Here is a 23,119-nt window from a genome sequence, read left to right on the forward strand (position 1 = left end):
GGCGGCCTCCGTGCTGTCGGCGTCCTTCCAGTCTGCTCACCGGGCCGCCGGACCGCTCATCGGCCGTCGTCCGGGGGTGCCTCCTGCTGTGTGTGGACGGCCCGGCCGGTGACGGAGGCGGGCTAGATCCGCACCCACACGTCGCGTTCGCCGCCGGCCCACGGATCGGGGGACCCCAGACGTACGAGGTGCTCGATGGCCTCCGGTTCGTCGAAGGCGGCGGCCTCCCCGACGACGAGGACGCTCCATCCGGTGCGCAACGCCTCGTCGATCCGGTCGACCTCGAAGGCGGCCCGGCTGCCGGGCGCGGTGGCGAGGACGCTCCGGGCGGCGGTGCGGAAGAGCAGGGTGCCGTCGAGGACGCGGTAGTTGACCGGCAGGACGATCGGCCCCTCGGGGGTGGTCAGCGCCACGCGTCCGACGCCGCCCGGCGCGAGGCGTCCCCCGGCGCCCGGCGACGCACCGCGGCGCCGGAACCGGGCTTGTGCCCGGGCTAGGCCCGGTGCACGAGTGGTCGCAGGCCGGGCAGCCGCCCGCCCGCGACGTGACCCACCGCGAGGAGGTCCCGGCCGCGCCGGATCGGCCCAGCCGAACCAGCCCTCTGGTGCGTGGCCGGGACCGGACGAGCAGAATCGGTGGGGGACGACGCCGACCACCAGGAGCAGGCGATGGACACGACCGAGCCCGCAGCCGGGCGGCCCGTGCAGGTGTTCCTGCTGGACGACCACGAGGTGGTCCGCCGGGGAGTGCGCGACCTCCTGGAGGCGGAGCCGGACATCGAGGTGGTGGGCGAGGCCGGGACCTGTGCGCAGGCGCTCGCCCGCATCCCGGCGCTGCGCCCGGACGTCGCCGTTCTCGACGTGCGGCTGCCGGACGGCGACGGGGTCACCGTCTGCCGGGACCTGCGGGACCGGATGCCGGAGCTGGCCTGCCTGATGCTGACCTCGTTCGACGACGACGACGCGCTGTTGGACGCGATCATGGCCGGTGCCGCCGGCTACGTACTGAAGCAGGTCAAGGGCTCCGACCTGGTGAGCGCCGTGCGGACGGTGGCCTCCGGGCAGTCCATGCTCGACCCGGCGACGACCCGCAAGCTGATGGAGAGCCTGCGCCACCACGAGGAGAGCCCGACCGAGGTGGCGCTCGCCCAACTGACGCCGCGCGAAAGGGAGATCCTCGCCCTGGTGGGGGAGGGCAAGACCAATCGGCAGATCGGCCAGGAGCTCTACCTGGCCGAGAAGACGGTCAAGAACCACGTCTCGCGGCTCCTGGCCAAGCTGGGCGTGGAGCGGCGCCTCCAGGCCGCCGTGCTCGCGGCCCACACGGACACGGAGCACCAGCCGCAGCACCAGCGTCCGCACTGAGCCCGACCGGCCCGCCGGAATGGGCCGGTCGGCCCAAGCACGGAGCCGCGCCCCGGCGCACGGTGGAGGTGAGGCAACAGCCCCGTCCCGCCACCCGAGGGCCCTTCCCCCGGGCAGCTGCTCGCCGAGCGCTTCGCCCGTGGGGAGATCGACGCCGACGAGTACCGCCACCGCCCGGAGACGCTGCGCGCCGGCGGACCGCCCTCCGGCTGACGGCACACCCCGGGAGACCACCATGCCCACGCTCGCCCTCGACGCCGTCGCCCTGGAGAAGCTGGTCTCCGCCGCGGTCGCCGCACCCTCGATCCACAACACCCAGCCCTGGCACTTCCGGCTCCAGCCCGAGACCTCGGTCCTGGAGGTGCGTGCCGCGCGAGAGCGCGCCCTTCCGGCCGCCGACCCCCAGGGCCGGGCGATGCACATCTCCGTCGGCGCCGCGGTGCTGAATCTGCGTGTCGCGGCCCGCCACCTCGGCTGGGCACCGGAGGTACGGCTGCTGCCCGACCCCGCCGACCCGGACCTGTTCGCCACCGTCCGTCTCGACGAGACGTCCCCCGTCCGGGCACCCGGTACGGAGGGCCTGTACGACGCGATCTGGCGCCGCCACTCCGTCCGCACCCCGTTCACCGGTGCACCGATCCCGGCGGACGTCCTGGACGGACTGGTCACAGCGGCCCGGGCGGAGGAGGCGACGCTCCGCCTCCCCGGCGCGGAGGAGACGGCCCGGCTGCTCGAACTCACCGCCGAGGCCGAGCGCCGCAACACCACCGACCCGGCCCAGCGGACCGAGAGCCGCAACTGGATTCGCAGCGGCGACGTGCCGCCCTACGGCATCCCGGTACGGGCCCTCGGCCCGCAGGACCGGGAGGGCCGCCTGCCGGTGCGGGACTTCGCCGCCATCCGCCCCGTGGATCACCAGCCGGCCGCCACCTTCGAGAGCGAGCCGCGCATCGCGGTGCTGACCACCGCTCTCGACCGCCCCGAGGACTGGCTGCGTACCGGGCTCGCCTTGGAGCACGTCCTGCTGGAGGCCACCGTCCACGGGGTACGGGCTTCGCTCCTGCACCAGGCGATGGAGTGGCCGGAGCTGCGCTGGGCCGCCCGGGAGCCTCATCTGGGGCCCGAGTGCGTGCAGTTCCTGATCCGGCTCGGCTACGGTCCGGAAGGCAGGGCGACCCCCCGGCTGGCGGCCGCCGATGTCCTCGACCCCGAACGAAACCTAGGGCAGGGGGACTCGCCACAGTAGTTCCGTGCCGCCGTCGGGCAGTGCCCGGGCGCCGAAGGTGCCACCCAGTACGGCCGCCCGCTCGGCCAGGTTGGCCAGCCCGCCGCGCCGACCGCCCTCGGGCAGACCGACACCGTTGTCCCTCACGGTGAGCACCAGCTCCGCGCCGGCCGTGAGCGACACCTCGGCCGCGCTCGCAGCGGCGTGCCGGGCGGTGTTGGACAGCGCCTCCTCAAGGACGGCGACGGCCGTGTCCGCGATCTCGGCCGGTACCGTGACATCGAGCAGGCCGGTCATCCGCAGGCCGGGGGTGAAGCCGAGCGTCCGTGCGGCGCGCCCGACGATCTCCACCACCCGGGCGCGCAGGCCGCCGGCCGCCGGACCGGCCTCGCGGGCCCGCAGCCCGAAGATGGTGGCCCGGATGGTCTTCGCCGTGTCGTCCAGGTCGTCGATCGCCCGCAGCACCCGGTCCGCCGCCTCCGGGTGCTCGATGAAGCGGGTGGCGCCCTGGAGGGTCATTCCGGTGGCGAACAGCCGCTGGATGGCCAGGTCGTGCAGGTCGCGGGCGATCCGGTCGCGCTCCTGGAGCAGCGCGACCTGTTCCGAGTCACGGCGCCGCTCGGCCAGCTCCATGGCCACCGCCGCCTGGCCGGCGAAGCCCGGCAGCGGCCCGGACTCCTCCTCGCCGTACAGCGGCGCGTCGGCTGCCCGGGCCAGCATCAGCACCCCGCGCATCCCGTGCGCCGCGGTGCCGATCGGCACCGCGACGGCCGGGCCCAGGCCCTCCCAGCGCGGCGGCCCGGCGGTGATCCGGGGGTCCGTCCGGACATCGCCGCTGACGACCAGCCCGCCGGTCCGGGCGGCGGCACCGACGAAGGAACCGTCCAGGGGGAGGAGCAGGCCGAGGTGCCGCTCTTCCTCCAGGCCGACGGCGATCCGCACCTCCAGGTCGTCCGATTCCGGAAGCGGCAGTGCCACCACCGCGAGATCGGAGCCGGTGATCTCGGCCGCCCGGGTGACCAGCAGGTCGAGCACCTTCCGTTCCGAGGCGCCGGCCAGCAGGCTGCCGGTGATCTCCGCGTTGGCCGTCAGCCAGCGTTCGCGCAGCTTGGCCCGGGCGTAGAGGCGGGCGTTGTCGATCGCGACCCCGGCGGCCACGGCCAGGGTGGCGAGCACGGACTCGTCCTCGGCGTCGAACTCGCCGCCGCCGCGCTTCTCGGTCAGGTAGAGGTTGCCGAACACCTTCTCCCGGATGCGGATCGGCACGCCGAGGAAGCTGTTCATCGGAGGGTGGTGGACCGGGAACCCGTAGGACGCGGGGTGGTCCGAGATCCGGGCCAGCCGCAGCGGCACCGGGTGGCGGATCAGTTCGCCGAGGACACCGTGTCCGGAGGGCAGCGGCCCGATCCGCTTCACCTGCTCGTCCGTCACGCCGACCGGGATGAACTGGGAGAGCCGCTGGTCCTCGCCGATCACCCCGAGGGCCCCGTACTCGGCGTCCACCAGGGTGACCGCCGCCTCGACGATGTGCCGCAGGGCCTGGCCCAACTCCAGGTCGCGGCCCACCGCCAGGACCGCCTCCAGCAGACTGTGCACCCGGTCGCGCGTACTGCGGGCCGCGTCCAACCGTGCCTGGAGCTCGTCCAGCAGGTCGTCCAGACGAAGCTGCGGCAGAGGGGCCGAACTCTCCGATGCGCTGCCCACCGGTTCCTCCGAGGTCCGAGACTCGCCGGGTGCCATTGCCAGACTAGACGCGGCGGCTCGGGTGCGCCCCGCCTCGCCGGGTGGCGCCGCCTGGGCCCATCGGCCCAGCGGCCGGCCCCACCCGGCCCATGGCGGCCAGCTGCCCCGGGGGGGAACGCTGGAGGTGAAGGCGGGACGGCACCGCTGCCGTCGCGCACCGGCGAGGTCCGACAGGAGTGATCAGGACATGAAGGCGCTGACCTACCACGGACCGGGCCGCCGCACCTGGGGCGAGGTTCCGGACGCGGCCGTCCGCGACCCCGAGGACGCCGTCGTCCGGGTGGACGCGGTCACCATCTGCGGCACCGACCTGCACATCCTCAAGGGGGACGTCCCCGCGGTCGCCGACGGCCGCGTTCTCGGCCACGAGGCCGTCGGCACCGTCGTCGAGGCCGGCCCGGGTGTGCGTACCGTCAAGGTGGGTGACCGGGTCCTCGTCTCCTGCATCTCCGCCTGCGGCCGCTGCGCCTACTGCCGTGCCGCGAGCTACGGCCAGTGCACCGGGGGCGGGGGCTGGATCCTCGGCCACCTGGTCGACGGCACGCAGGCCGAGCACGTCCGCACCCCCTTCGCGGACAACTCCCTCCACCGGCTGCCCGAAGGCGTCACCGACGAGAACGCCCTGCTGCTCGCCGACATCCTCCCCACCTCCTACGAGGTCGGGGTCCACAACGGCCGGATCGGCCCCGGCGACAGCGTCGTGGTCGTCGGGGCGGGCCCGATCGGCCTGGCCGCGATCATCACCGCCCGGCTCTACAGCCCCTCCCGCATCATCGCCGTCGACCTCGCGACGAGCCGTCTCGACGCCGCGAAGCGGATGGGAGCCGACACCGTACTCACCGTCGCCGAAGCCACCCCCGAGGCGGTGCGAGCGCTGAGCCCGGACGGCCTCGGGGTGGACGTGGCGATCGAGGCGGTCGGCGTCCCCGACTCCTTCGAGCTCTGCACCCGCGTGGTGCGCCCCGGTGGACGGGTGGCCAACGTCGGCGTGCACGGCGAACCGGCGGTCCTCCACCTCGAAGACCTCTGGATCCGCGATGTCACCATCACCACCGGCCTGGTCGACACGCACAGCACCCCGCTGCTGCTCGACATGCTGGCCGCGGGCCGGCTCGACGTCTCCGGGCTGGTCACCCACCGGTTCGGCCTCGACGAGATGCAGGAGGCCTACGACGTCTTCGCCGACGCCGGCAGCAACGGCGCACTCAAGGTCGCGCTCTTCCGCACCTGACCCGGACACCGGCGAGCCGAGGAGTACACGGTGAACCAGAACCACGACATCGATTCCGCCGCCTGTCACGCGGATCCCGCAGACGTCGCGCGCAGGATCACCGAGCGGCGCTCCCAACTCGGCCTGACCGAAGAGATGCTGGCCTATCGGGCGGCGATGGCGCCGCGCTACCTCCAGCACCTGCTGGCGGCCGGCCCGGATTTCGACCCGGCCGGCTTCCTGCGGATCGCCGCCGCCCTTCACCTCACCTACCAGGACCTGCTGGAGGGCCGTGCCGATGCCCCGCCCGGACAGCCGGAGGCGGCTGCGCGTCCATTCCTCTTCCACCTCACGGTCGCCGAGTGCTGGGAGAAGATCGGCACCCACGGCGTGGGCCGGATCGCCCTGCCGGTCGAGCCGGGACCGGCGGTCCTCCCGGTCAACTACACCGTGGACGACGCGGCCGTCGTCTTCCGCACGACCGCCCGAAGCAGCGCGGCCCCGGACGACGGGGCCCCGGTGTCGTTCCAGGTCGACCGGATCGACGACCACCTGAGCCGGGGCTGGAGCGTTCTGATTCTCGGCGAGGCCCGGCACGTGACGGACACCGACGAGGTGCGGCGGCTGTCGGAGCTGCCCGGTGCCACGCCGTGGGCCGGTGGGGAGCGCCCGCTCTGGGTGCGGATCCGGGCGGACGAGATCACGGGGCGCAGGATCGGCGGTGGCTGAGCCGGTACGGAGATTCCGGAAGGGGCTTCCAGCCCCGTGACGACCGGGGCCGGAAGCGCCACTCTGGGGGAGTGGCGCTTCCGGCGGGGGCCGTCCGGGCCTCCGGGGAGAGCAGCCGTCGCGGGAGGCGGGACATGCCCGACAGCAGACCGGCGATCGAGCTCCGCGCGCTGACCAAGCGGTACGGGCGCGCGGTCGGCATCGACGGGCTCGACATCGAGATCGCTACCGGAGAGGTGTTCGGCCTGCTCGGGCCGAACGGGGCGGGAAAGACCACGACACTGCGGTGCCTGGTCGGACTGCTGCGTCCGAGTTCCGGAGCGGTGAGGGGCCTGGACCCGGTCGCGGACCACGGCAGGTTCGCGCGCTCGGTCGGCCACCTCCCCGGTGAGCTGCGGCTCTACCCGTAGCTCACCGGCCGGCAGACGCTCGACCTGCTGGCCGCCGTCCAGGGCGCCGCCGTCCCCCGGCAGGCCGAGCTCGGTGACCGACTGGACCTCTCGCGGGCCGACCTGGACCGCGCGGTCGGGGAGTACTCGCGCGGCATGAAGCAGAAGCTGGGCCTCGTCCAGGCGTTCCAGCACCGGCCGGCGCCGGCCGGTGCTGGACGAACCGACCGAAGGGCTGGACCCACTGGTCCAGGAGGCCTTCTTCGAACTGCTCGCCGACGAGACCGTCGCCGGCCCCGGGCCGGTGCCGGCCTTCTCGGCGGCGGGCCGGCACCGCGCGCCCGTGATCGGCGCGACCGTCGCCCTCGGCGCGGTCGGCTTCGCGCTGAACTTCGTGGCCCTCGCCTGGTCGCCCGCGGCGCCGCTGCGCTACCTCAGCCCGTTCCACTACTACACGCCCGCCGACGCGCTCGCCCACGGGACCGTTCCCTGGACGTCGCTCGCCGTCCTCGCCGCCGCCGGCCTGGCCGGAACCGCCGTCGCCTTCCGGCTGCTCGGCCGCCGCGACCTCGCCCCCTGACCACGGTTTCACGACGTCCCGCGCTCGGCCGCGCCCGCGCGGCCGGTGAGGTCGAGGATCTCTTCGACGGGACGGCGCGGGGTGGCAGGCCCGGGCGGGCCGTAGCCGAGGCGCAGGACGAGCTGGACGTGGCCGGGGCCCTCGCCCGGCTCGCGCAGTCCCCAGCGGGTATCGGGCCACTCGACGGCCTGGTGCAGGACCGAGACGCGCACGCCGTGGGCCGTCGCCAGCAGCCACACCCGTTCCATCGCCTGGCCCGCGCGCAGCCAGTCCGCCGGCCGGTCATCGTGCGTGGTGAGCGTGGCGAGCTGGGGCAGTGCCTCGAAGCGCTGGGACGCCGTGGTGGGTTGTGTCCGGCTGGTGAAGCTCCGCATCGGCACGCGGGCGTCGTGGTCCTGCGGGCCCAGCGCGGACACCGGGATGCCGTCCGCCGCCGGCTTCTCCGGACGCAGCCACGTGCGGGTCTCGGCCATCCGCGCCAGATCGGTTCCGGTGCGCCGTTCGGCGTCGTGGGTCAGGGCCAGCACCCGCCGCACTCCCGCCTCCTCCAGTGGTGACAGCACCGCGCCCTCATCGAGGGCCGCCGTGATGAGTTCGCCGAGCACCGCCTCCGGGACGTCCCGGTTGGCGAACGGCTGACGGCTGGAGTGGCGCTGCCCGATGGCGTCGAAGAGGTCCCTGCCGAGGGGGAGCGGTACCGGCGACGGGCGGGCGAGGCGGACCGTCGCGACCAGGCGCGGTTCGGCCTCGTCGGGGAGGAGCCGAACCTCCGGATCGCGTCCTAGCCGCAGGGCGGCGACGCGCAGGTTGAACAGGGCCGCGCCGACCGAGATGTGCAGGGCCCGGCCGTCCGGGTCGGTGATCGGCACGGCGCGGTCCAGGTCGGCGTACACCCGAACGCCGAGCGAGTCGGGGACGGAGCGGAAGCGCCAGGGCTGGCTGTTGTGCAGGGACGGCGCGGCGCCGGCGGCGGCCGCCAGGAACCGCAGCTGCTCCGAGGTGAGGGGTTGCTCGGTCATGGTGGGCTCCTTGGGCCGCTCGGAGCTACGGCGACTCCGGCCTTCAGTACGTGGACCGCCTCCGCCGCCTGCCGTGACTCCATCCTGCTTCTCGGACAGCCCCCCGGCTTGGGTCCACCGGCCCCACCGCGCCTGCCGGACGACCTCCGTGCGCGATCGTCAGCCCTCGGTGCCGCGGATCACGACGACCGGGCACGGAGCGTGTTGGACACAGTGCTGGCCGACCGAGCCGAGCAGGGCGCCCGTGAAGCCGCCATGGCCACGGCAGCCCACCACCAGCAGATCGGCCCCGTGAGCCCTTTCCACCAGGACCTCGGCGGCGTTGCCCAGGACGGCCGTCTCCCGGATCTCCGCCGGCCGGCCGTCGCCGACCGCCGCGCTGACCGCCCGGGCCAGGACCTGCTCGGCGGCGTGCCCGAGTTCACGGTCCACGGACGCCGGCGCGCGCCCGTACATCGTGGGGAGCGCCCAGCAGAGCACCGCGTCCACGGCGGCGCCGGTCAGTCGTGCGTGCCCGACCGCCCAGCGCAGTGCCTGCCGGGAGGAGGGCGACCCGTCCACACCGACCACGATCCGGCGTGACGCCGGGACGTCGCTGTCCATTTCGCACCCCGTTTCCCGCGTGGGCCGGTGTTTCGGCGGCTGGTGCGGGCGGGGCCCACCCAGGGCTGGTTCCACTCTCCACCCCGTTGCGGTGCGGTGCATTCCGCGGGTCGGTCCGGCGGAGTGGTCCGGGGCCGACCGGCGATGCCGGACCGTGCGTCCGGAGAGACCATGAGGGTGTCCGAGAACGTGCCGCGTCCGCTCCCGCACCCGCCGGGCAGGGGCCTGTGCCCGGGCGTGTCGCTCCGGAGGTGATCGCCGTGGCAGTGACCGATACCTCGCCCGTCCGGGTGGAGGCCCGACTGGATCTTCCGCTCTCGCGCTGGCTCTGGCTGGTCAAGTGGATCCTGGTCGTCCCGCACTGGATCGTCCTGTGCTTCCTGTGGGTGGCCTTCGTGCTGCTGACCGTGGTCGCGTTCTTCGCGATCCTGTTCACCGGCCGGTATCCGCGCGGGATCTTCGACTTCAACCTGGGCGTGCTGCGTTGGTCGTGGCGGGTGTCCTACTACGCCTACGGCGGCCTCGGCACCGACCGCTACCCGCCGTTCAGCCTGCGTGAGGAGTCCGACTACCCGGCGACGCTGGACATCGCCTACCCGGGGCAGCTCTCCCGCGGCCTGGCCCTGGTGAAGTGGTGGCTCCTGGCATTGCCGCAGTACCTGGTGGTCGGGATCTTCGTGGGCGGCGCGGTCCACGAGCGCTGGGGCGGCGGGGGACTGATCGGCTTGCTGGCGCTGTTCGCCGGTGTCGCGCTGGCCGTTACCACGCGCTACCCGCCAGGTGTCTTCGATCTCCTCGTGGGCCTGAACCGCTGGGTGCTGCGGGTCGTCGCGTACGCGGCCCTGATGACCGACTCCTATCCGCCGTTCCGGCTGGACCAGGGCGGCCTCGACCCGGCCGACCGGTCCGCACCGTGACCTGGACGGCCGTCCGCCCGGCCGGGCTGACCGGCGGGCAGGCAGCCCGGCCGCCGCGTGTGGCGGCCGTGCTCGGCGGCGGCCCGGTGGGCGTGGGCGACGATCTCGTCGGCCGCCTGCTCGCTCACCCCCAGAGCGTGCGTGAGCCGGTGGGCGCTCCAGCCGTGGCGGGCGAGGAGAACGGCGAGCGGGTGGTGCCCGGACGTCCCGGTGACGGGACGCACCGGCGCGGGCGCGACGGCGACCGGCGCGACGTGGCGTGCCGCGCGGCGGCGCACCAGGGCCCTGCGCAGCTCGTCCGCGCCCCAGACGACGAACGGGAACGGCACCACGACGGCCAGCTGTGCCGGCGTGAGCGCCGCCGTCCCGAAGACGCGGTGCAGCGGCGGCAGGTAGACGATCGCGGCCGCGAAGGCGAGGGAGAAGCCGATGCCGCCGAGCAGCCGGGGGTTGCTGAGGACTCCGATGGAGCGCAGCGACGCGCGGTCGGTACGGGCGGCGAAGGCGGTGCCGATCTGGCAGGTGACGATGCCGAGCCAGGTGACGGTGGTGGCCTGCTGGTAGGTGAGGTGAAGCGCGGTGCCGGGGCCGGTCGGGTCGCCGGGGTGCCAGCCTCCCAGCGTCAGGGTGAGCAGGAACCCGGCCATCACCAGGGACCGGGCGGGCACGTCCCGCTGGACGCCGTCGCGGACCACGGCCGCCTCCTCCGGCAGGAACGCCGCCAGCGCCTCCACCGCCCGTTCCGCCTGCTGCTCCTGGACGAAGGCGAGCGCGGCGTTGAGCAGGATGACGGCCACGATCGCCACCGCGAGGGCAGGGGCCCCGCTGACGGCGGCGAGGACCGCCGCGAGTGCCAGCAGTACGGCCAGCGGGTGGGTGAACTGCTTGGCGAGCTCGCGTGGCCAACGGCGACCGCCGCGTCGCGCGAGGGTGTTGGGGCCGTAGACGGCCTGGCGTCGGGCGGCCTCGCGCTCGGAGAGGCCCCGGGGTGAGGTACGCAGGTCCCGGAAGAGCAGCGCGATCGGCTCACGCGGGTCGGGGGAATCCGAACGGTCGGACGACCGGAGCGCGCTGGTCGGGGCCATGCTCCCTCCCCGGCGGTCGTGGGGCGGCCCGGGGGCTCCCGGGCCCTCTCCCCACCGTAGGCACCGCACCGCGCCGGCAGCAGGGCCGACCGGCCCCGGGGAGAGGTCGGGCGGCCCTTGGCCCGGGTGCCGGCGTGGGCCCACGCCGGACGTGCCGGCTGTGCCCGGTGCGCGGCCGGGACGGGCACCACGGGAGGAGCGTCATGAAGCAGCTGAGGATCCTGGTGGCCTACGGCAGCAAGCACGGCGCCACGGCCGGCATCGCGCGGGAGATCGGCCGGACATCGCGCCAGGACGGGTTCGACGTCGCCGTCGCCCCGGCCGCAGAGGTGCGTGACGTGGCGGACTTCGACGCGGTCGTTCTCGGCAGCTCGCTCTACGCGGGCCACTGGCACCACGACGCGCTGCGCTGCGCGCACGACCACGCCGAGGCCCTGGCCCGGCGCCCGGTGTGGCTGTTCAGCAGCGGCCCCCTGGACAGCTCCGCCGAGCAGCATGACATCCCGCCGGTCCACGCCGCCGCGACGCAGACGCGGCACCTGCACGCGCGCGGGCACGTCACCTTCGGAGGCAGTGTCACAGCGGAGACCCCGGGCTGGATCGCCCACGGCCTCGTCAAGCACGGCAAGGGCGGTGACTTCCGCAGCCCGGAGCACATCCAGCGCTGGGCCCACGAGATCGGTGACGAGCTGCGCTCGCCCGACCGGGCGTAGGGCCCGGTCCGGAGGTCCGCGGGTGCCCGGCGGACCAGCCGTCTGGGCCGACCGGCGACTCGCGTGTGCGGGTCGGTGGTGCGGTCGCCCGACCTGGGCCCCGGCCGGAACTCGCGGGATCGGTCGGAGCCCGCGGCCGCGTTCCGAACGTCGGAGGCGGCCACGGATCGTCGGCCCCGGCGGCGACGTTGTCGGGCGGCACCGAGCCGGAGCCGATCCCGGTCGTTCCCGCGGTTCACCGCGCCGGAGGCCCGGAGCCACCTGGGCCGGCGGCTGGGTCGGGAGGGCGTTCACCACCCTGTTCCGTCATGTCGGGGCGTCCCTGGGCCGCGTGGGTGGCTTCCGTGCTCGGCGGGCCGCGGAGGACCCGGGCGAACGGGACGGCGAGGGCGGCGCCGAGGAGTGGTCCGAGCAGGTAGATCCAGAGCGGGCCGCCGTGGCCGCCGGCCAGGACCGGTGCCAGGCTTCGTGCCGGGTTCATGGACGCTCCGGTGGCGGGCCCGGCCCACAGCGCGGCCAGGGCGATGTAGCCGCCGATGGCGATCGCCGCGTTGTGGCCGATGTTCCGGGCACCGGAGGACGTGCCGAGGATGACCGTCATCAGTCCGAAGCTCAGCACGGTCTCCAGCGCGAACGCCGTACCGGACCCGATACCTGGCCAGGGACGGCTCGCCCCGACCTGCCCGGCGGTCCCGAACAGCCCGCGGAGCAGGCCGGCCGCCGCCAGCGCTCCCACCAGTTGTGCGGCCACGTAGGCCGGAACGCGTCGCCACGGGAAGTGTCCGCGTGCGGCGAACGCCAGGGTGACGGCCGGATTGAGATGGGCTCCTGAGGTCTCGCCGAGGGTGTAGATCAGCGCCAGCACCATCAGTCCCGGCGCGATCGCCGCGGCGGGCCGTCCGACCTGGCCGTCGGTGACGACGTCGATCACGCCCGCGCCGGCGGCGACCAGGACCAGGAAGAAGGTCCCGACGCCCTCGGCGGCGAGCCGTCGCCATCCCGACCGCTGGACCGTGGTCATCCTTCCCGCCTTCCTGACCGCTGCCTCCACCATGCGGCAGGAAGCGTGCGTCCACCAGGGCCGACCGGTTCACCGGGCCGCTGGTCCCTGCCGGCGGGGCCGGGCCGGAGGGCGTGATCGCCTTCGCCGCTCTCCGGACGGTCCCGCCCCGGGTCAGCCGGCGGTGCTCCCGCTGGACGCGGAGTGGTGGTGCCAGTCGGCCGGGCCGCTCGGTGGGAGGTGGCGGGGAAGGCCGTCGGTCCAGCGTTTGGTGCCGTCGGGCAGGACGGCGAGGGCCTCGACGTCGGGCCTCCGGGCGGCCCAGGCGAGCGCGCGGTCCGGGCCCATGGCGAAGGCGGCGGTGGTCCAGGCGTCGGTGCGGGCGATGCCGGTGCCCGGCCCGGTGACCAGGGTCAGCGAGGCCAGGCCGGTCGCGGGGCGTCCGGTGTGCGGGTCCAGGATGTGCGGGCCGCGTTCGGCGGTGCCGGAGGTGGCCACCGCGAGGCCGCTGCCGCCCAGGACGGCGGCGAGCCGGCCGGCCCGCAGGGGGTGGGCGACGCCGATTCGCCACGGGCCGCCCGAGGTCTGGACGTCCCCGCCGCCGCTGACGCAGAACTGCCGGGACCCGGCGGCCCGGAGGATCCGCGCGGCCTCCTCGACCGCCCAGCCCTTGACCCAGCCGCTGGGGTCGAGCCGGCCTCCGGGCCGGTCGGTGAAGTAGCCGTCGGTCTCCCGGGCGACCTCGCGGCAGGCCGCCCGGACCGCGCGGACCTCCGGGTCGCAGTCGTCGAGGCCGACCTCGCCGCGGCCGAGGCGGCTGATGTCGCTGTCCGCCCGGTAGGTGGAGAAGAGCGCGTCGATGCGGTGCAGCCGGTCGGTGATGCCCCCGAGCACGCGAGGGGTGTCCGGGCCGGGATCGCGGACGACGATCGAGAAGACGGTGCCCATGACGGGCTGGGCGTGGCGGAGCACGGCAGTTCAGCGCCCGGCCTGGTCGAGGGCACTCTGCAGGGAGCGGATGTAGCCCTCACTGGTGAAGGTCGCGCCACTGACCACGTCGATCGTGGCGTTCTGGGCGGCTATCGCCTCCTGGTTGAGCAGCGGCAGGGCGGAGGTGTTGATCTCCCGGTCCCGACGGTCCTCCGTCGGGTACTTGATCACGTCGACGGTGGTGATCCGGCTGCCGGACAGGGTGACCTGCACCTGTACCGGCCCGTAGCGGGTGTTCGACGCGGTGCCGGTGACCTTGCGCGTGCCGCCCGCCCCGGCCGCCGCCGACGGTGCCGTCCCGCCGGGCGACGACCCCCCGGACGAGGCGGAGCCGCCGGAGGAACTGGACCCCCCGGACGGCGCGGAAGCGGCCGATGCTCCCGGGACGGCGCCGGAGGCATCGCTCCCGCCCGAACTGATGACCGCCGCCGGGCCGGCGGCCTGGTGCGGTTTGAGGGAGAGCAGCAGGATGATTCCGGCGGTGGTGGCGGCGCTGCTGACGACGGCTCGGCGCATGGGGTGCTCCTCGGGGATCAGAAGGTGAAGGACTCGCGGTGGATCCGGCGCCGCCGTACCCCGGCGGCCCGCAGCGAACGAACCGCCTCCTCGGCCATGGCCTCCGGACCGCACAGGTAGACCTCGTGGTCGGCGAGGCCGGGGAGCAGCCGGGCGAGGGCCGTCCCGAGGTCGCCGACCTGTGCCCGTGGGCCGACCAGCTCGTGCACCCGCCCGCCGCGCCGATGGGCGACCTCCGCCAGCTCCTCGCGGAAGAGCACCTCCTCCGGCCGGCCGGCCCGCTGGACCAGGGTCACCTCGCCCGGCATCGTCTCGAACAGGGCCCGAAGTGGGGTGATTCCCACCCCCGCCCCGAGCAGCAGCACGCGGCGACGTCGTCGCACGCGTGCCGTGAAGGCGCCGTAGGGGCCCTCGGCACGGACCCGGGTGCCCGGGCGCAGCGAGGCCACCGCCGCGCTGTGCCCGCCGAGGTCCTTGACGGTGAAGCGCAGGAAGCGCGGGTGCGGCGGCGCGGAGAGCGAGTACGGGTTGGCGGCCCAGCGCAGGCCGGGGGCGTCGAACTGCAGCCGGAAGAACTGCCCGGGCTCGGCCCGCAGCTCGTCGAGCCGCTCCCCGCGGAGGAAGACCGACACCACGCCGGGGCCCTCGGGTCGGACCTCGGCCACGGTGAGCCGGTGGCGGCGGTCGCGCAGCCACGGCCGGGTCAGCCGGTACCAGCCGAGCAGGGCCGCGGTGATCAGGTAGAGGGCGTACCAGGCGAGCCGGGCCGGCCCGTCGCCGAGGTCGGCGCCGGTGGCCAGCTGGTGGCCGAAGGCCAGCGCCACCGCCAGGTACGTCACCAGGTGCAGGTAGTACCAGGCCTCGTAGGAGAGCCGGCGGCGCGCCGCCCGGGCGGACACCACGCCGGTGCCCAGCATCAGCAGCGTGGCCAGCCCGGCCTTGAGCATCTCGGGGAAGTGGAACACGATCTCCACACCCTCGCCGAGCACGCCGCGGCCGTCCGTCAGGGCATAGCCCCAGATGATCGTGAGCACGTGCGCGGTCACCGTGCCCACCAGCCAGCGGCCGCCGAAGGCGTGCCAGCGGGCCAGGCGGTCGGCGCCCACCCCGCGTTCCAGCGGTGGCAGCCGGGCCATCAGCAGGAGCAGCACGGGTGCCGTGTAGCCGGCGAGCAGGCCGGTGATCCGGCCCGCACCGGTCAGCCAGCCGGCCGCACCGGTGACGGCGGCGGTGTTCGCCCACCACAGGGCGACGACGCCGAGCGCGCCCGCGGCGATCAGCCCGAGGGCGGCGACCGGTGCGGCCGCGGAGCCGGCGGCCGCGGCGGCGGACGGGCGGCGCGGTGCCGCCCGGCGTCTCGGGTGCGCGGAGCGCGGCGGGGCGAGGCCGGCCATCGAGGTCTCCCTTCCTCCCGGCGGTGGTGCCCGCCGGGGTGATCACGATGGCACCGCAAGCTCTCAGTTGCCTCTGAACCCGCACCGGCCCACCCGCCCGTCAGGGTGGTATCGGTGCAGCTCAGGCCAGGTTTCGGCCGGTTCGCCCGGCGCGGCCCGTCTCATGGCTTTCTCACCGTGACGTGACCAGAATGAACGCCGACGACAGCGCACGCCGAGGGAGCACCACCATGGACGACACCGCCGACCGGCGAGGCTGGCGGATCCTCGTCGTGGACGACGAACCCGACCTGGTCGAGGTGGTCTGCGGGGCGGTCCGCTACGAGGGCTGGCAGGCCCGCGGCGAGACCACCGGCCTGGCCGCCGTCCGGACCGCGGCCTCCTGGCGGCCGCACGCCATCGTGCTCGACATGATGCTGCCGGACCTCGACGGCCTGGAGGTACTGCGCCGCGTCCACGAGGAGCAGCCCGAAGTCCGCGTGCTCTTCCTCACCGCCCGGGACGCCGTCGAGGACCGCATCGCGGGCATCGCCGCGGGCGGCGACGACTACGTGACCAAACCGTTCAGCCTGGCCGAGGTGGTCGTCCGGCTGCGCGGGCTGCTGCGCCGCACCGCGCCGGCGGGCGCGGCGCCTCCACCGCCCGAGCACGCGCTGGTGCTCGGGGACCTGGTGCTCGACGAACAGGCCCGCGAGGTCACCCGGGGCGGCGACACCATCGACCTGAGCCCGACCGAGTACGCGCTCCTCGCGTATCTGATGCACCAGCCGCGACAGGTGCTGAGCAAGGCCCAGATCCTGGACGCCGTCTGGTCCTACGACTTCGGCGGGCAGGCCCACGTGGTCGAGCTGTACATCAGCTACCTGCGCAAGAAGGTGGACGCGGGCCGGGCACCGATGATCCACACCGTCCGCGGGGCCGGCTACCTGATCAAGGCGGCCCAGTGACCGGCGGTCCAGTGACCGGTGGTCCGCGTGGTCGGCGCGGTCCGTCCGGTCTGCGCCGCCGGGCCGCCGGGCCGCTGCCGAGGACGCTGCGCGCCCGGCTGATCGCCGGGCTGGTGGTGCTCCTGGTGGTGACCTGCGCCGCCGTCGGCTTCGCCACCACGGCGGCGCTGCGCCACTTCCTGGTGGACCGGCTCGACCAGCAACTCGCCGATGCCGGCGGGCGGTACGCGGCCAGCCTGGAGCACGCCGGGCAGAGCGGCGACACCCGCGCCCAGGCACCCGGCACCTTCGGGGCCCGGCTCCTGAACGGCCGGGTGACCGCGGCCGGCGTGGTCGACGGGGACGCCGACGACGCGAGCGACCCCAACGCCGACGACCGGGTGACGCTGTCACCGGCCGGTCAGCGCGCTCTGTCCGCCCTCCCGCCCGGCGGCCCGGCCCGCACCGTCGACCTGGGCGGCCTCACCGGCCCGTACCGGGTGCGCGCCGTGGCCGGCCGGGACGGTGACGTCCTGATCAGCGGGCTCCCCCTGCGGCAGGTCGAGGACACCGTCGACCGGCTGGTGATGCTGGAGTTCACGGTGTTCGCCCTGGCCGTCGCCGGAGCGGGAATCGCCGGTGCGGTCTGGGTCCGCTGGTCGCTGCGCCCCCTGGACCGGGTGGCGAGGACGGCCGAGCGGGTCGCCGCGCTGCCGCTCGCCAGCGGCGCCGTCACCCTCGCCGAACGGGTCCCGGACGACGATCCGCGCACGGAGGTCGGCCGGGTCGGTACGGCCCTCAACCGGATGCTCGACCACGTCGGCGCCTCCCTGGCCCGCCGGCACGCGGTGGAGGAACGGCTGCGCGCGTTCGCCGCCGACGCCAGCCACGAACTGCGCACCCCGGTGGCCGCGGTCCGCGGGCACGCGGAACTCGCACTGCGCCACCCCGGTGCCGTGCCCGAGCCGGTGCGTCACTCGCTGGAACGGATCGGCGCGGAAGCGGGCCGGATGGGCACGATCGTCGAGGACCTGCTGCTGCTCGCCCGACTGGACGCCGGCCGCCCGCTGGTCGACGAGGAGGTCGACCTGACCAGGATCGCCCTGGACTCGGTGGCGGACGCGCGAGCCGCCGGACCGGAGCACCGCTGGCGTCTGGCCCTGCCCGAGGAACCCGTACTCGTCCGCGGGGACACGCACCGGCTGAGCCAGGTGGTGGCCAATCTGCTGGCGAACGCCCACACGCACACCCCATCCGGAACCGAGGTCGAACTCAGCCTGGCCACGGACGGCGAGCAGGTCCGGCTCGCCATCACCGACGACGGCCCCGGTATTCCGCCCGAGCTGACCGCCCGGGTGTTCGAGCGCTTCGTCCGGGGCGACCGGGCCCGCTCGCGCACGACCGGCTCGACCGGGCTCGGCCTGTCGATCGTGCAGGCGGTCGTCCAGGCGCAGGGCGGCGAGGTGGCGGTGACGAGCCGGCCGGGACGCACCGTGTTCACGGTACGGCTCCCGGCCGCGCCCCTGACCTGAACCGGCGGCGGGAGATCGCGCACCGGTCGTCGCGGCCGGCCGGGCTGAGCTCTCCTGTCACCCCAGGTGTGTGGTCGGCCCCCGGGCCTCTCGTCACCGTCATTCGGTAGGGCTGGCAACCCGCCGCCCGTCGGTCACCGTCGTGGACTTCGCCGAGCGGCCCGAGCGGCCCGGGCAGCCCGCGCCGTCGTAGCGGCTCCGTGCCCGGCCGGCTGCGCGCGGCCGCGACACGGTGCCGCTCCCGGGCAGGGCGGCTGCCACGGGGCTAGGCTGGCGCCGTGGTTCGCCCCGATGAGCGCGCCGAAGGCGCCGGACCGTTCACGACCCGGCTCACCTGGCGGTTGGCCGAGGGTGGCTCGGCCGTCTGGGAGTCGCGTCTGGCCCGCAAGCGCGGGGCGCTCAGGGTCCGCGCCGAGGGTGGGGCCGAGGCCCCGCCGCGCAGTGCGGACGAGGTGGCCCTGCGCCGACTGCGCACGCTCAACACCCTCGCCGCCGTCGCCTTCACGATCGGCGGGGCCCTGTTCGCGCTGGGCGCCGCCGTCGCCCAGGCCGGATCGCTCTCCGCGACCGGGATCGCCTCGATCTACTTCGCGGGCGGGCTGTTCTTCAACACCGGCGGCTACACCTCGCTGCTCCAGGCGATCAACGCCCCGCGCCGTTCCGGTGCGACGGACTCGCTGGTGACACACGGCTGGCGGTGGTGGAGTTACGAGCCCGCGCGGATCGACTGGCTGAGCACCTTCGTGCTGTTCGCCGGGACGCTCGTGTTCGGGGTCAACCTGCTGGACTCCTTCCTCCAGGGGCTCTCGGCCCAGCAGGAGAACCGGCTGATCTGGGCCCCCGACCTCGTCGGGTGCGTGCTGTTCCTGGTCTCGGGGCACCTCGCGCTGGTCGAGGTCTGCCACGGCCGGCCGTGCTGGCGCTCGCGCAGCCTCGGCTGGTGGATCGTCGCGGTCAACCAGTTCGGGTCCGTGTTCTTCCTGGTGTCGGCACTGGCCGCCTTCACCCGCCCGGAGACCGGCAGCCTGGTCAACGTCGACATCGCCAACTGGGGCACCCTCGCCGGCGCGGTGTGCTTCTCGGCCGGGGGCGTCCTGCAGTTCTTCGAGCGGCCCTGACGAGCGGCCCTGACAAGTGGCTGCGACGAGCGGCCGTGCGGAACAGCGCTGAGGCATGCCCCCCGGGCGGGTGAGTTCACCGAGTGATTCCGATGGTTCGGTGGCGACCGGCAGGGCCCGTCAGCGCCGGGCAGGCGTTGACGGGCCGGGCGGGTGAAAGGGGGCCGGCCGGCCCGCAGCCGACCGGTCCCCTCCCGGCCCCCGGACCCGGACCCCCGGGGGGAACCGCGGCGGGGCGCCGTACGTCGTTATCGGGGGTGATCGGCCGGGGGGACAGGCCGCCCGGCACGTTAGGCTGCCCTTTCGGGGAGCGGCCTGGTGCCGCCATCGATCGACGCCGAGACCACCGGACCGGGCACCGCCCCTCCGCGACCGGATCTCGTTCTGCCACGGAGGTACGGCCTTGCACATCGACGCCTGGATCGAGAGCGTCCCACCGGGTGCGGTGTACGCCCTGGTCGCGCTGATCATCGGGCTGGAGTCGCTGGGCATCCCGCTGCCCGGCGAGATCGCGCTGGTGTCGGCGGCGCTGCTGTCCGCCCGCGGCGTGGTCAGCCCCGTCTGGGTCGCGGTCTGCGCGATCCTCGGGGCGATCATCGGCGACTCGATCGGCTACTCGATCGGGCGCAAGGGCGGCAAGCCGCTGTTCGAGAAGCTCGGGCGGAAGTTCCCCAGGCACTTCGGGCCGGACCACCTGGCCAGTGCCGAGCGCTCGTTCCAGAAGTGGGGCATGTGGGCGGTCTTCTTCGGCCGCTTCATCGCGCTGCTGCGGATCTTCGCCGGTCCGCTGGCGGGCGCGCTGAAGATGCCGTACTGGAAGTTCCTGATCGCCAACGTGCTGGGCGGCGTGGTCTGGGCCGGCGGCACCACGTTGCTGGTGTACCAGGTCGGCAAGGTCGCCGAGCAGTGGCTGTCGCGGTTCTCCTGGGTGGGCCTGCTGCTGGCCGCGGTCGGCGGTGCCCTCTCGGCCTGGCTGATGAAGCGCCGGGCCGCCAAGGCCGCCAAGGCCCGCGAGGCCGAGGAGGCGGCGGCCGCCGCCACCGAGCCCGCCGCGGCCGCCCCCGCGGTGGACTGACCTTCACCGGAGCGTTCCAGCAGAGCTGTCATCCCGCCGGGGTAGCATCGGGCTACCCCGGCGGTGGCATGTAAAGCAGCAGGTGGAGGGCATTGTGGCGAAGCAGACGTGGGACGCGGTGGACGCGTACTTCTCCGAGCGTCTGGTCGGTCACGACCCGGTGCTGGAGGCCGCGGCGGCCGCCGCCGAGGCGGCCGGGCTGCCGCCCATCGCGGTCGCGCCCAACCAGGGCAAGCTGCTGCATCTGCTGGCCCTCACCCTGGGCGCCCGGCGCGTCCTGGAGGTCGGCACGCTCGGTGGTTACAGCGCGATCTGGCTGGCCCGGGCGCTGCCCGCCGACGGCACCCTGATCACCCTGGAGATCGACCCGGCGCACGCCGCGGTCGCCCGGGCGAACCTCGCCCGGGCCGGCCTGGAGAAGGTTGCCGAGGTCCGGCTCGGCCCCGCCGCCGACTCGCTGGCCGCGTTGGTGGCCGACGGCGCCGAGCCGTTCGACCTGGTCTTCATCGACGCGGACAAGCCGAGCAACCCCGAGTACTTCGCCCGCGCGCTGGAGCTCACCGCACCGGGCTCGTTGATCGTGGTCGACAACGTGGTGCGCGGCGGCGCCGTCGCCGACCCGGACAGCACCGACCCGGCGGTCCTCGCCACCCGCCGGCTGCACGACCTGATCGCCGCCGAGCCACGGGTGTCCGCGACCTCCGTGCAGACGGTCGGCAGCAAGGGCTACGACGGTTTCACCCTGGCCCGCGTCCAGCGCTGAGCAGCCCCGAACAGAGCGCTGCCGCCCGGTGCGGCACGGCTCCGTGCCGCACCGGGCGGCAGCGCGTCGGGGCCGGGCAGCTACGAGCAAGGAAGAAGAGAGAGCATGCGGATCGGACTGCTGGGCACCGGCCCCTGGGCGGAGCGGGTGCACGCGCCCGTACTGGCGGAGCACCCCGACTTCGAGTTCGCGGGCGTCTGGGGCCGCCGGCCCGAGGCGGCCGCCGCACTCGGCGCGGCGCACGGGGTGCCCGGCCATCAGGACCTCGACCGGATGCTGGCCGAGGTGGACGCCGTCTCCATCGCGCTGCCGCCGACCGTCCAGGCGGACCTCGCGGTCCGGGCCGCCGAGGCCGGGTGCCATCTGCTGCTGGACAAGCCGGTCGCGCTGACCGTCCCCGACGCCCGGCGTGTCCTCCAGGCCACCCGGGCCCACCACGTGGCCTCGGTGGTGTTCTTCACCGTGCGCTTCGGCGGTGACCAGCTGCCGTGGATCGAGAAGCAGGCCGCCACCGGCGGCTGGTTCACCGGCCGTTCCGACTGGCTCGGCTCGGTCTTCGCCGCCGAGAGCACCAGTCCGTACGCGGCCTCGCCCTGGCGGCAGGAGAAGGGCGCGCTCTGGGACGTCGGCCCGCACGCGCTCTCGGTGCTGCTCCCGGTGCTGGGCGACGCCGTCCAGGTGACGGCGGTGGCGGGCCCCCGGGACACCGTCCACCTCGTCCTGCGGCACGCCGGCGGCGCGTCCAGCACCCTCGCGCTCAGCCTGACCGCGCCGCTCGCGGGCGGCGGCACGGGCATGGAGCTGCGCGGTGAGTCGGGCGTGGTCCACCTCCCCGAGCGCGGCGAGGGCCCGCTCGCCGCGCTCCACCGCGCCCTGGACGCCCTGCGCGACTCCGCGCGCACCGGTGAGCCGCACCCCTGCGGCGCGGCGTTCGGCCTGCGGGTGGTCGAGATCCTGGCCGCCGCCGAGCGTTCGCTGGCCGCGGGCGGCCCGGTCGAGGTCTGACGCGAGGCCCCGCCGGAGGGGCCGGTGGCCGGGCCGGACCGAATTCGGCGGCCGCCGGCCCTACGGCGCCCCGGCCCCCGGCCGGCGGTCGGCCGGGCGGGCCGGCGGGATGGGCGGGGCGGGGAAGTCGCGCGGGCCGGTCCACAGGGCCGGGACGGCGTCGCTGCGGCGGGCCAGCTCGTAGGCCAGGGACTCGTAGTTGACCCGCCAGCCGTGGAAGTGCGGCCAGGCGTCGGCGGCGGAGCGCTCGCGGGGGAAGCCGGCGGCGGTGATCATCGCCACGGCCGCGTCGAACTCCGTGTAGCTGAGCCGGATCGGGCTCTCGGGGGCCGGGTCCGGGTCGAAGTCGACGCGCAGTGAGCCGCCGATGTCGCGCAGCGCGGTGAAGCCGGCGCGCAGGACGAGACGGGCTTCGGGCGGGGCCGAGTGCGGGTTGACCGCCAGGTGGATGGCCGCGGCGTCCATGACGGCGATCAGGCCCACCACCCAGCTGCGGTTCGGCTGGGGGGAGCGGAAGGAGAGCAGTACGGGGTAGTTGGAGTGGCTCTCGCCGATGTCGGCGGCGAGCCGCTCCCAGTCGCGGTAGAGCTCGGGCAAGGCGGTCTCGGTGTCCACCAGGGACTGCCGGGCCAGCAGCTCCGGGCCCCAGGCGGGCTCGCCGGCCCGGGACTTCAGGAGCGTCACCTCCACCTCGCGCCGGTTGTAGGCGCTGTACAGGGTGGGCAGGTAGGCGATCTGCAGGGCGATCACCAGCGGGCCGCTGGCGGCGGCCATGAAGTCGATGACGGACAGGTGGAGCCGGTCCCCGCTGGCGAAGCCGAGGGTGAACAGGCTGGAGCCGGCCTCCCGGAAGGAGACCGTCCAGTCCAGCCGCGAGGTGCCGTGCAGCAGCAGCGTGTACGCGAGCAGCATGCTGCCGAGCCACACCCCGAGCATGCCGACCAGGATCAGCGGCGCCAGCCAGGTCTGCGCGCGGTCCTGCGCGCGGTAGGTGCCGAACGGCAGGGCCGACCAGCGCAGGAGCGTCCGCAGCGCCCGCCAGAGGCGGTGGACCAGCGACGAGTACAGGCCGCGCGGGACGACCAGGGTGCGCAGGATGCTCGCGACGGTCAGCAGCAGGATCAGCGCGCCGGCCAGGGTGTGGATCAACCTCATGGCGACATTGTCGCGGTCCGGCGGCATTGACAGCGCACAGCCCTCGGCTGAATGCTAAGCAAGCGCTT

24 protein-coding genes are annotated in these 23,119 nt (G+C 74.7%); 14 read left to right on the forward strand and 10 right to left on the reverse strand.

What is annotated here, in order from left to right:
- Positions 1-122 precede the first annotated feature (122 nt).
- Positions 123-728, reverse strand: a complete 606-nt coding sequence (locus tag ACIQTO_RS17915; RefSeq protein ID WP_402388553.1) for a pyridoxamine 5'-phosphate oxidase family protein — start codon at positions 726-728, stop codon at positions 123-125.
- On the opposite strand from ACIQTO_RS17915, the gene ACIQTO_RS17920 reads away from it, so the two are divergent.
- Positions 669-1,364, forward strand: a complete 696-nt coding sequence (locus tag ACIQTO_RS17920) for a response regulator (protein WP_402388554.1) — start codon at positions 669-671, stop codon at positions 1,362-1,364. The genes ACIQTO_RS17915 and ACIQTO_RS17920 overlap by 60 nt on opposite strands.
- A 235-nt stretch (positions 1,365-1,599) precedes the next feature.
- Positions 1,600-2,610, forward strand: a complete 1,011-nt coding sequence (locus ACIQTO_RS17925) for an Acg family FMN-binding oxidoreductase (protein WP_402388555.1) — start codon at positions 1,600-1,602, stop codon at positions 2,608-2,610.
- Here the strand turns inward: ACIQTO_RS17925 and ACIQTO_RS17930 are convergent.
- Positions 2,584-4,293 carry a GAF domain-containing protein gene (locus ACIQTO_RS17930; RefSeq protein WP_402388556.1) on the reverse strand — a complete coding sequence of 570 codons (1,710 nt, stop codon included), beginning with the start codon at positions 4,291-4,293 and terminating at the stop codon, positions 2,584-2,586. The two genes, ACIQTO_RS17925 and ACIQTO_RS17930, sit on opposite strands and share 27 nt — an antisense overlap.
- A 226-nt stretch (positions 4,294-4,519) precedes the next feature.
- Between ACIQTO_RS17930 and ACIQTO_RS17935 the strand changes: the two genes are divergently transcribed.
- The 4 genes from ACIQTO_RS17935 to ACIQTO_RS17950 all read left to right on the forward strand — a co-directional run bounded on the left by ACIQTO_RS17935 (position 4,520) and on the right by ACIQTO_RS17950 (position 7,240).
- Complete coding sequence (locus ACIQTO_RS17935) at positions 4,520-5,563, forward strand: zinc-dependent alcohol dehydrogenase family protein (protein WP_402388557.1); 1,044 nt, start codon at positions 4,520-4,522, stop codon at positions 5,561-5,563.
- Positions 5,564-5,593: 30 nt separating this feature from the next.
- A complete protein-coding gene (locus ACIQTO_RS17940) occupies positions 5,594-6,271 on the forward strand; it encodes a helix-turn-helix domain-containing protein (protein WP_402388558.1) in 678 nt (225 codons plus the stop codon).
- Between the two features lie 134 nt (positions 6,272-6,405).
- Complete coding sequence (locus tag ACIQTO_RS17945; RefSeq protein WP_402388559.1) at positions 6,406-6,681, forward strand: ATP-binding cassette domain-containing protein; 276 nt, start codon at positions 6,406-6,408, stop codon at positions 6,679-6,681.
- A gap of 190 nt (positions 6,682-6,871) precedes the next feature.
- Positions 6,872-7,240 carry a hypothetical protein gene (locus tag ACIQTO_RS17950; RefSeq protein ID WP_402388560.1) on the forward strand — a complete coding sequence of 123 codons (369 nt, stop codon included), beginning with the start codon at positions 6,872-6,874 and terminating at the stop codon, positions 7,238-7,240.
- An 8-nt stretch (positions 7,241-7,248) separates the two neighbouring features.
- Here ACIQTO_RS17950 and ACIQTO_RS17955 read toward each other — a convergent pair whose 3' ends face one another.
- Both ACIQTO_RS17955 and ACIQTO_RS17960 read right to left on the reverse strand, forming a co-directional pair.
- Entirely contained in the window at positions 7,249-8,259 is a 1,011-nt protein-coding gene (locus tag ACIQTO_RS17955; protein WP_402388561.1) for an Acg family FMN-binding oxidoreductase, read from the reverse strand.
- 159 nt (positions 8,260-8,418) lie between these two features.
- Positions 8,419-8,862 (reverse strand): universal stress protein, encoded by a 444-nt coding sequence (locus tag ACIQTO_RS17960; protein ID WP_402388562.1) that lies wholly within the window; start codon positions 8,860-8,862, stop codon positions 8,419-8,421.
- Positions 8,863-9,122: 260 nt separating this feature from the next.
- Here ACIQTO_RS17960 and ACIQTO_RS17965 point away from each other — a divergent pair, with 260 nt between their 5' ends.
- Positions 9,123-9,779, forward strand: coding sequence for a DUF4389 domain-containing protein (locus ACIQTO_RS17965; RefSeq protein ID WP_402388563.1), 657 nt, complete (start codon positions 9,123-9,125; stop codon positions 9,777-9,779).
- On the opposite strand, the gene ACIQTO_RS17970 is transcribed toward ACIQTO_RS17965, so the two are convergent.
- Complete coding sequence (locus tag ACIQTO_RS17970) at positions 9,719-10,864, reverse strand: cation transporting ATPase C-terminal domain-containing protein (protein ID WP_402388564.1); 1,146 nt, start codon at positions 10,862-10,864, stop codon at positions 9,719-9,721. The genes ACIQTO_RS17965 and ACIQTO_RS17970 overlap by 61 nt on opposite strands.
- Before the next feature lie 203 nt (positions 10,865-11,067).
- On the opposite strand from ACIQTO_RS17970, the gene ACIQTO_RS17975 reads away from it, so the two are divergent.
- Entirely contained in the window at positions 11,068-11,577 is a 510-nt protein-coding gene (locus tag ACIQTO_RS17975) for a flavodoxin domain-containing protein (RefSeq protein WP_402388565.1), read from the forward strand.
- 235 nt (positions 11,578-11,812) lie between these two features.
- On the opposite strand, the gene ACIQTO_RS17980 is transcribed toward ACIQTO_RS17975, so the two are convergent.
- The 4 genes from ACIQTO_RS17980 to ACIQTO_RS17995 all read right to left on the reverse strand — a co-directional run bounded on the left by ACIQTO_RS17980 (position 11,813) and on the right by ACIQTO_RS17995 (position 15,477).
- Positions 11,813-12,598, reverse strand: a complete 786-nt coding sequence (locus tag ACIQTO_RS17980; RefSeq protein ID WP_402388566.1) for an MIP/aquaporin family protein — start codon at positions 12,596-12,598, stop codon at positions 11,813-11,815.
- Positions 12,599-12,751: 153 nt separating this feature from the next.
- Complete coding sequence (locus ACIQTO_RS17985; RefSeq protein WP_402388652.1) at positions 12,752-13,525, reverse strand: FAD:protein FMN transferase; 774 nt, start codon at positions 13,523-13,525, stop codon at positions 12,752-12,754.
- 30 nt (positions 13,526-13,555) lie between these two features.
- Positions 13,556-14,083 (reverse strand): FMN-binding protein, encoded by a 528-nt coding sequence (locus tag ACIQTO_RS17990; protein ID WP_402388567.1) that lies wholly within the window; start codon positions 14,081-14,083, stop codon positions 13,556-13,558.
- A 17-nt stretch (positions 14,084-14,100) separates the two neighbouring features.
- On the reverse strand, positions 14,101-15,477 hold the full coding sequence (locus ACIQTO_RS17995; protein WP_402388568.1) for a ferric reductase-like transmembrane domain-containing protein: 1,377 nt from the start codon (positions 15,475-15,477) through the stop codon (positions 14,101-14,103).
- Between the two features lie 191 nt (positions 15,478-15,668).
- Between ACIQTO_RS17995 and ACIQTO_RS18000 the strand changes: the two genes are divergently transcribed.
- The 6 genes from ACIQTO_RS18000 (at position 15,669) to ACIQTO_RS18025 (ending at position 21,896) form a co-directional block, all read left to right on the forward strand.
- Positions 15,669-16,424 carry a response regulator transcription factor gene (locus ACIQTO_RS18000; RefSeq protein WP_402388655.1) on the forward strand — a complete coding sequence of 252 codons (756 nt, stop codon included), beginning with the start codon at positions 15,669-15,671 and terminating at the stop codon, positions 16,422-16,424.
- Positions 16,421-17,935, forward strand: coding sequence for a sensor histidine kinase (locus tag ACIQTO_RS18005; protein WP_402388569.1), 1,515 nt, complete (start codon positions 16,421-16,423; stop codon positions 17,933-17,935). The genes ACIQTO_RS18000 and ACIQTO_RS18005 overlap by 4 nt, the downstream gene beginning before the upstream one ends.
- 278 nt (positions 17,936-18,213) lie before the next feature.
- Positions 18,214-19,053, forward strand: coding sequence for a hypothetical protein (locus ACIQTO_RS18010; protein WP_402388570.1), 840 nt, complete (start codon positions 18,214-18,216; stop codon positions 19,051-19,053).
- Between the two features lie 403 nt (positions 19,054-19,456).
- The gene (locus tag ACIQTO_RS18015) at positions 19,457-20,128 is read left to right on the forward strand and encodes a DedA family protein (protein ID WP_402388571.1); all 672 of its coding nucleotides are present in this window, start codon (positions 19,457-19,459) and stop codon (positions 20,126-20,128) included.
- Between the two features lie 94 nt (positions 20,129-20,222).
- Positions 20,223-20,891 carry an O-methyltransferase gene (locus tag ACIQTO_RS18020; RefSeq protein WP_402388572.1) on the forward strand — a complete coding sequence of 223 codons (669 nt, stop codon included), beginning with the start codon at positions 20,223-20,225 and terminating at the stop codon, positions 20,889-20,891.
- Between the two features lie 105 nt (positions 20,892-20,996).
- A complete protein-coding gene (locus ACIQTO_RS18025; protein ID WP_402388573.1) occupies positions 20,997-21,896 on the forward strand; it encodes a Gfo/Idh/MocA family protein in 900 nt (299 codons plus the stop codon).
- A 60-nt stretch (positions 21,897-21,956) separates the two neighbouring features.
- Here the strand turns inward: ACIQTO_RS18025 and ACIQTO_RS18030 are convergent, their stop codons facing one another.
- Positions 21,957-23,051: a hypothetical protein gene (locus ACIQTO_RS18030; protein WP_402388574.1), complete on the reverse strand. Its 1,095-nt coding sequence runs from the start codon at positions 23,049-23,051 to the stop codon at positions 21,957-21,959.
- Positions 23,052-23,119: the final 68 nt, after the last annotated feature.

Origin of the sequence: Kitasatospora sp. NPDC091207 (genome assembly GCF_044768625.1) — a bacterium.
GTDB lineage: Bacteria > Actinomycetota > Actinomycetes > Streptomycetales > Streptomycetaceae > Kitasatospora.

Excerpts from the sequence above, each read along its gene's own strand:
- ACIQTO_RS17920 (WP_402388554.1), top strand. The coding sequence starts at position 669 with ATGGACACGACCGAGCCCGCAGCCGGGCGGCCCGTGCAGGTGTTCCTG.
- ACIQTO_RS17925 (WP_402388555.1), top strand. The coding sequence starts at position 1,600 with ATGCCCACGCTCGCCCTCGACGCCGTCGCCCTGGAGAAGCTGGTCTCC.
- ACIQTO_RS17935 (WP_402388557.1), top strand. The coding sequence starts at position 4,520 with ATGAAGGCGCTGACCTACCACGGACCGGGCCGCCGCACCTGGGGCGAG.
- ACIQTO_RS17945 (WP_402388559.1), top strand. The coding sequence starts at position 6,406 with ATGCCCGACAGCAGACCGGCGATCGAGCTCCGCGCGCTGACCAAGCGG.
- ACIQTO_RS17955 (WP_402388561.1), bottom strand. The coding sequence starts at position 8,259 with ATGACCGAGCAACCCCTCACCTCGGAGCAGCTGCGGTTCCTGGCGGCC.
- ACIQTO_RS17960 (WP_402388562.1), bottom strand. The coding sequence starts at position 8,862 with ATGGACAGCGACGTCCCGGCGTCACGCCGGATCGTGGTCGGTGTGGAC.
- ACIQTO_RS17970 (WP_402388564.1), bottom strand. The coding sequence starts at position 10,864 with ATGGCCCCGACCAGCGCGCTCCGGTCGTCCGACCGTTCGGATTCCCCC.
- ACIQTO_RS17975 (WP_402388565.1), top strand. The coding sequence starts at position 11,068 with ATGAAGCAGCTGAGGATCCTGGTGGCCTACGGCAGCAAGCACGGCGCC.
- ACIQTO_RS17980 (WP_402388566.1), bottom strand. The coding sequence starts at position 12,598 with ATGACCACGGTCCAGCGGTCGGGATGGCGACGGCTCGCCGCCGAGGGC.
- ACIQTO_RS17985 (WP_402388652.1), bottom strand. The coding sequence starts at position 13,525 with ATGGGCACCGTCTTCTCGATCGTCGTCCGCGATCCCGGCCCGGACACC.
- ACIQTO_RS17990 (WP_402388567.1), bottom strand. The coding sequence starts at position 14,083 with ATGCGCCGAGCCGTCGTCAGCAGCGCCGCCACCACCGCCGGAATCATC.
- ACIQTO_RS17995 (WP_402388568.1), bottom strand. The coding sequence starts at position 15,477 with ATGGCCGGCCTCGCCCCGCCGCGCTCCGCGCACCCGAGACGCCGGGCG.
- ACIQTO_RS18000 (WP_402388655.1), top strand. The coding sequence starts at position 15,669 with ATGAACGCCGACGACAGCGCACGCCGAGGGAGCACCACCATGGACGAC.
- ACIQTO_RS18025 (WP_402388573.1), top strand. The coding sequence starts at position 20,997 with ATGCGGATCGGACTGCTGGGCACCGGCCCCTGGGCGGAGCGGGTGCAC.
- ACIQTO_RS18030 (WP_402388574.1), bottom strand. The coding sequence starts at position 23,051 with ATGAGGTTGATCCACACCCTGGCCGGCGCGCTGATCCTGCTGCTGACC.